We start from the raw sequence: 6,182 nt of genomic DNA, 5'->3' as shown, positions 1-6,182 counted from the left end.
TTAGCAACTCCCGAAGTTTTGGGATAGGACTATGACCGCAGGGAAGGTTAAACCTTACGAGTCCTCCGGTCAAACCGGAGGCTTAAGAAGGATAGTTATGCCAAATTATGAGGGCCGAGACCTCAAGTCCATTCAACTTTTAGATGCAAAGGCTATAATTATGTACGTAATTCCGTACGCTCAGGTTGCTCTGTGCCCCGCTAATATGGCTGACTCTACTATCCTCTCGGTGACTGAAGCTAGACAATCTCTTTTTGGGTTGGTGGATCAGGTTAATGAGTCCCATGAACCCGTCACGATTACGAGTAAGAGGGGGAATGCGGTGTTGGTCAGTGAGCAGGACTGGAAGGCATTACAGGAAACGCTTTATCTGAAGTCAATTCCTGGGGTCTGGAATTCGATTGAGGAAGGCATTCGTGAACCGCTCGATGAATGTGCGGATGAGCTGGATTGGTAGGCGCTGATGTGGACGATCAAGTACACGAAGCAGGCCCAGAAGGATGCTTTGAAGCTAGCTGCTGCCAATCTAAAGGGACAGGCGCAAAAGCTCTTAGATGTCTTGGCAGATAATCCCTACCAGTCCCCGCCCTCGTTTGAAAAGCTGAAGGGAACTTCTGAACCAACTTACTCTAGGCGAATTAATATTCAACATCGATTGGTTTATCAGGTGATCGATGATCTAAAGGTGGTTAAGGTGCTGCGAATGTGGACCCATTATGGGGACTAAGATTTGTGGTTAGCGATCTCAATAGCCATCAATAAGGGGATTTAGTGGACGCCTAACGAAGGGCGGCTGAACTATTTGCATATTTTTAGTTTCTGCTCCAGATATTTCTTTAGGCTATTTGCTTCCCTATTTCCGATCGGTGTGGCTTAGGGCCGTTGATATCTCTATTCACTCCATAGGGGGATTAGTTTGACTACTCGCAGAAATGGATCACTAAATACACTTAGAAAAATTCTTTTATTCGGGCTATTTGGTATAACCTTGGTTATCTTTGGGGGTCAGTTATTTTCTACTGAGCCTCCGCTCTCCGTCGTTTTTGAGAATAAGAATCCAGATGAGGTGTTCAATTTACTGATCTCTCTCTGGATGATTGCTTGGCTCTTAGAAAGCCTTTTGGAGGTTCTGCTCAATATCTTTAAGGGACAGAATGATGGAGATACGAAAAAGTTTACCTATACGGTTGGCTTCTTGTTGAGTCTCTTTATTGCTATGGCAGGGGTCAGAACGTTAGATGTTTTCTTTACTCCTAATGAAGAAGCGTCACTTCTTCAACAAAAATTCTTTTACTTTATTGATGTTGTTCTGACTGCAGGGGTCCTAGCTGGGGGTAGTGACAGTATTCACCAACTTACTCAAACGTTTAGAAGTCTCGTGCTTTCGGTTAAACAATCATCTGAGGATGATGCGAGAAACCAGGGGAATGATGCTGGACAGGATCGGCAACTAGGCACTGCTGGGGATGCCACGGTAGAGCCTGCTCAGGCCAGTACTCCAGGACAAGAGGGGTCTGTCGTCAATACAGGATGATCTCTGATGGGGTGAGCGTTGTCTCTGATTTGAAGCGTTTAGTTGAAGTTACAGACTTCCAAGCTTCCAAAGCCTGAGTGTAAGAACTCATCAGGCGAATCAGATAAGGGCCTAAACGACTGTTAGACAAATGCTGCGGTAACAGGAGCATGATCAGGGATCACGTTGCTTCTATTGGGGTAAACCCCAGGTAAATTAGAACACGGCTACCCAATGGGCTGGACTGACGGAGCATTCTTTGAGATGGCAAGATTCAGACACCTATCTCACACTTTGTTGACACACAATCAAACAATGGTATTAGGAGGGTTCATCACCTATTCCAACTATAGTCATATCATTTGGAATAACGGATAAAGCATAATAGATGAATTCCGAACGAGTCATAGCTTGAAATTTGGCAAAGATACTTAGTGCAAAAGAAATTGTGATACCGAACATTGCTAAGCTAAGATCAAATCCAAACGAACTATTCCCCGGCAAAGATAATTGGCCAATAGCTCGATATCCTAAAATTAATCCTGATAAGAAAAAGCATGGGCTGGTCGTTGAACACAAATGGGAAAGCATAGCAATCCTCTCCAGCAATTGCGAATTCGAAGCGGATAATCGCTGATTAATCTGTATTTGTGTATTTATATGGTACGGAGAAATATTTTCATTCCAAGGCCTTCCGTTTAACCTCTTGTAAACCCATTTCATAAATTTTCCTGGAGGTTTTGTCATTATAGGGCTAAGACCAATCATCGCTGTAGTATCTCGAATTACGTAGGATAAGACGTACGAAATTCCGGCTAAAACAAAGTAGCCAGCAGTAGGGAATTCGACCAGATTCATTCGGTTATGTAAATATAAAAAGCTCGCAATAATTAGTGAACCCGCAAAGACATAAGATAGATCTCTGCCAACAAACGCTTTAAGTGCTTTTAAAATATCACTCATTAATCCAGCATCACCCAGAGATTGCGATCAGGAGTCCGTGAAGTGTCAACTACTTGACGATATAGACAATTATCGAACTTTGTTCATACTTTCTAGCACTACCGAACTTTACTCGAAAAAGTGGACAGTTAATACCAGTGCCCTGAATTCAGATCAAGATACTTCAAAATATTTGACTATTTCAAAATCCTTATTTAATTAGCTTTGGTGAATCAGCTTTAGTTGAATACTGGTATATAGTCTCCCATGACCATTTACTGAAAGTTAGGACATGGTGCCGCAGTATGTACTTCTCCTTTTCGAACAAAACGCAATCCAGCCTGTGTACAGAAGGCTGGCACGCGCTCTGGCCGTTCGGACAACTGTTTTGCGTACTCTTCGTAATCGCCGTTTACAGTCGGTATTTGATTCTCAACAGGGACATCTGAATCGAAAACGAACACATTAAAATGGGCATGTCGACCGCAGAGGGGGTCCACCGCAAAGTCGCCATCAGAACAGCGCATATTGTTCTTGAACACAACACCAACTGCGCCCTCAATGCCAATGGGTTGGCCCGCAACTACCCACTCATTCAGGCTGAGCCCAGCACCAAGCGGCGGTGCACTCGTGATACTCCTATTGCGCATGTGCACAGTAAGCGTCCATTCATTGCATTTTCCAAGACCTTTTGGACAGGGTTTACAGGTTGTCGGCGTTGTTGACCCAATCGCCTCGCTCGAACTTGTCTGGCAATAGTCAAGCGGATGCTCGATCCAAATATAATTATTGTTCGCGGTGCCGCCAACCTCGTTTTCATCCTCGAAATAACGTACCCATCCAGGTGCTGTAGCTACAAGAATCTGCTCTGTTGCAACACCGGCAAAGTCAAACATGTTCATAGCTGGCGTGCGGTGAGTGAGATCATCTTGTGTAACCTCGACATCAACACCGTCGGCATAAGGTAGACGATAAAGCCCATCTGTCGGTCGACCCATGACACCACAACCACTCAGGGTGCAAACAACGATGATCAACACAACTGTGGTGACTATCCGCATCCTTCCTTTCCAATCAATGTTCAAGGGAATTACTCGCAAATCCATATCTCTTAAAACGACTTACAGGATACTCACACAAATGCTGCAGTAACAGGAGCATGATCAGGGATCACGTTGCTTGTATTGGGGCTACCCCCAGGTAAATTAGGAACCTCTTCGTTTAGGATGCTCATGGTCGGTACCTGCCGTAAACCATTGATGCGGGGCATCATGCCTACACTAGCCAAAATATGATCTAATAGTTCCGGTTGGCCTTGATGACGTCGTGTCCAACGGTTCTCTAGGGGAACCAAATTCGTCACGTTAAACAGCCGTTGTGGATCGCCATCATCACCTCGTTGAAAGGCTCCCCTCGCATTGGTCGCATCTTCAGGCCCCCGAGGTTGACTGCCGGATGGTCCATATAGGATCTCCGTTGTTGCTGCCTGCGCCCCATCATTGAAGTCACCCAGAACGACTGTTCTGCGTCCAGATGAAAGTAGTGCGGTAGCCCGTTCACGGAGCGTCGTCGATTCTCCTGCACGACGTTCTAGGGCAAAAAATGCGGTCTGAACTCTCAATCGTTCATCTGAGGTTGAAAAGTTACCCCCAAATGTGAGCAGCTTGGATTTCATGTGGATGTTAATAATGTCAATTTCTTCACCGTTATCTGAAAGGGTGATTTGAAAAGCGGGTCGGGGAAGGGAAGGTTCAGCGATGACCTCACCATCTGAGTTAAATCGATGAATCTCTTCGCCATTGGGGAGTTGCCACTGATCAATCAAGGTGGGGGCACTGACGGGATTGTTGCGTGTCAAGAATGCAACTCGATTGCCTCTACCATCAGGTGTTGCAGCAAAGGATTGAAAACCTAACCTGGTTGCGAGAGCATTGAGGGCATCTAAATCCAGGATCTCTTGAAGGGCAATCACATCAGAGTTGAGGGTTTGCAACGTATTGACTAGAAAATCCAGTTTCTCGTCAAATTCGTTGCTGTTTTGACTTAAGTTCTGAACGTTCCAAGTTGTTATTGTTATAGCCATTTTCAGTCCGGTGGTTACACAGTAACAGGCCCAAATCTTTCTAAATAGCGCAATCAGTTATCTCAACCTATTGGTAATTCAGTATTGACCCTGAAGTAACTATGAAAGATTTTTTCAGATAATGTTTCTTTAGGATTCTAAAGTTTTATAAGTAAAAAAATAACCCAATATTTTTGAAATGATAAGGTGAAAAGAAGTTAGGTTTGAAATTTGAATATAGATTAGAAGCAAATATAATTAACAGTAATCTCTTAACCTAACCTTCATTTTAATTTATATTAATTTTGCATATTTTTTCCCTATCGAGAAGATAGGTGGACAGAACTGATGGCCATTGAAAAGTTCGGTCCACCTTTCACTTCTCTTTAAGGAGTCGATACTCTAATGTCGATAGATAGTTATGGCGTGTGGGTAGCAAAACCCGTTCGAGTGAGTGCGGAACGGGCTGAACAAGATGATCGGTCTCCCCATATCCACCTCTTTTATGATGATGGGACGGGTGGCAGTTTTGACAATGCTCGTCGAGCTTCTATTAATGTCAAATCTCTATCAGAACTCTCGGAGCTCGTTTTCTGGCATGAGTTGAATTTCAGGCACTCCATTGTGGATCGACTTCCAGAATTCAATATGGGGTTTCATACCCTGGAGAGCGCCCCAGGGGGTATTGCCCTTGATTACATTAGGGGGAATTTAATCGATTTTGAGGAGGGGAGAGTGTTACCCCATGACCTTCCTGGAGAAAGGGATGACATTATTGACTTTGTCATGCCTGAACTTCAGGCCGCCATCAATCGGGAAGCCACGGTCTATCTGTTCGGTGAGCCGTTCAGTGATAATCAGGGGATTCATAATATCCATATGAATCAAGGTAGCCAAGGTCGGTTTGAACGATTTAATGGGGTTTGGCAAGACGGTGGCATTATTATCCATTTTCCAGATGAGGACCGCTTTGCTGCTATTTTCCTTGCCTTTGCTTCTCAAGCAATACACACGGATGATGAAAGCGGAAATGGCATTGCCGGAAGTCAGAATTTTGCCCAGCTTCTCGGCAGGATTCCTGGAAATGGGGGCATCACTATTCCAGATGATTTAAGGGTGGCGATTGTGGCCGCTTTGGTGAATCCTGTAGGCAGCGAGAATCAGCCTGGGTCTGCTTCCCAGGAATCGGTCTACCTCATCAACCGTTCGACTCAGGAAGAGATATCAATCGGGGGTTGGTCCATTCTCAACAGAAATGATCAGGCTCAAAGAATTCCGGATGGGGTAACGCTAGCGGCGGGTGAGGTTAAATCAATTGCTCTAGATGCTATTCCTTTGTCAAATCAAGGGGGGTTGATCTCGTTGTTGGACGACAATGGTATTAAAGTCGATGGCGTGTCTTACACGCGCGAGCAGGCTAGGCCAGAAGGCGAACTGATTCTATTTCGATGATCTAAGGGCGTGAATACTGGTATTCGCTAGGGCATTCCTTACGATAGTTACAAAGTTATAAACTCTGTTAGTTACAGGTTTTGTTAGCCGTTGATCTTCCCGCTCATTAACGTCTGGGGCTTTGGGGATGACAAGGTACTTCAAATCTAGAGTCAGCAGTAGATAGGGCAGTGTGATTTCAAAGAAAATAGGGTGGCCGAAACGACTACCCTA

7 protein-coding genes are annotated in these 6,182 nt (G+C 44.7%); 4 read left to right on the top strand and 3 right to left on the bottom strand.

The annotated features are described in order from the left end of the window. Window positions 1–205 precede the first annotated feature (205 nt). From Q0991_RS12405 to Q0991_RS12395, 3 genes are all read left to right on the top strand, one after another. Window positions 206–457 (top strand): type II toxin-antitoxin system Phd/YefM family antitoxin, encoded by a 252-nt coding sequence (locus Q0991_RS12405; RefSeq protein WP_299488974.1) that lies wholly within the window; start codon window positions 206–208, stop codon window positions 455–457. A 3-nt stretch (window positions 458–460) separates the two neighbouring features. Further along, window positions 461–727, top strand: coding sequence for a Txe/YoeB family addiction module toxin (locus tag Q0991_RS12400; RefSeq protein ID WP_366524950.1), 267 nt, complete (start codon window positions 461–463; stop codon window positions 725–727). A gap of 261 nt (window positions 728–988) precedes the next feature. Further along, complete coding sequence (locus Q0991_RS12395; protein WP_299488972.1) at window positions 989–1,534, top strand: hypothetical protein; 546 nt, start codon at window positions 989–991, stop codon at window positions 1,532–1,534. Window positions 1,535–1,834: 300 nt separating this feature from the next. On the opposite strand, the gene Q0991_RS12390 is transcribed toward Q0991_RS12395, so the two are convergent. The 3 genes from Q0991_RS12390 to Q0991_RS12380 all read right to left on the bottom strand — a co-directional run bounded on the left by Q0991_RS12390 (window position 1,835) and on the right by Q0991_RS12380 (window position 4,538). Further along, on the bottom strand, window positions 1,835–2,476 hold the full coding sequence (locus Q0991_RS12390; protein WP_299488970.1) for a hypothetical protein: 642 nt from the start codon (window positions 2,474–2,476) through the stop codon (window positions 1,835–1,837). A gap of 254 nt (window positions 2,477–2,730) precedes the next feature. Beyond that, window positions 2,731–3,540, bottom strand: coding sequence for a hypothetical protein (locus Q0991_RS12385; RefSeq protein ID WP_299488968.1), 810 nt, complete (start codon window positions 3,538–3,540; stop codon window positions 2,731–2,733). A 47-nt stretch (window positions 3,541–3,587) separates the two neighbouring features. Further along, a complete protein-coding gene (locus Q0991_RS12380) occupies window positions 3,588–4,538 on the bottom strand; it encodes an endonuclease/exonuclease/phosphatase family protein (protein ID WP_299488965.1) in 951 nt (316 codons plus the stop codon). 384 nt (window positions 4,539–4,922) lie between these two features. On the opposite strand from Q0991_RS12380, the gene Q0991_RS12375 reads away from it, so the two are divergent. Further along, window positions 4,923–5,969 (top strand): DUF2278 family protein, encoded by a 1,047-nt coding sequence (locus tag Q0991_RS12375; protein ID WP_299488962.1) that lies wholly within the window; start codon window positions 4,923–4,925, stop codon window positions 5,967–5,969. The last annotated feature ends 213 nt before the right edge of the window (window positions 5,970–6,182 follow it).

The sequence above is a fragment of the Acaryochloris sp. IP29b_bin.137 genome, assembly GCF_028285745.1.
GTDB lineage: Bacteria > Cyanobacteriota > Cyanobacteriia > Thermosynechococcales > Thermosynechococcaceae > Acaryochloris.
This window is presented reverse-complemented; position numbering and strand designations above follow the sequence as displayed.

Coding starts and splice junctions, on each gene's coding strand:
- Q0991_RS12405 (WP_299488974.1), top strand. CDS start 206: ATGGCTGACTCTACTATCCTCTCGGTGACTGAAGCTAGACAATCTCTT.
- Q0991_RS12375 (WP_299488962.1), top strand. CDS start 4,923: ATGTCGATAGATAGTTATGGCGTGTGGGTAGCAAAACCCGTTCGAGTG.
- Q0991_RS12380 (WP_299488965.1), bottom strand. CDS start 4,538: ATGGCTATAACAATAACAACTTGGAACGTTCAGAACTTAAGTCAAAAC.
- Q0991_RS12390 (WP_299488970.1), bottom strand. CDS start 2,476: ATGAGTGATATTTTAAAAGCACTTAAAGCGTTTGTTGGCAGAGATCTA.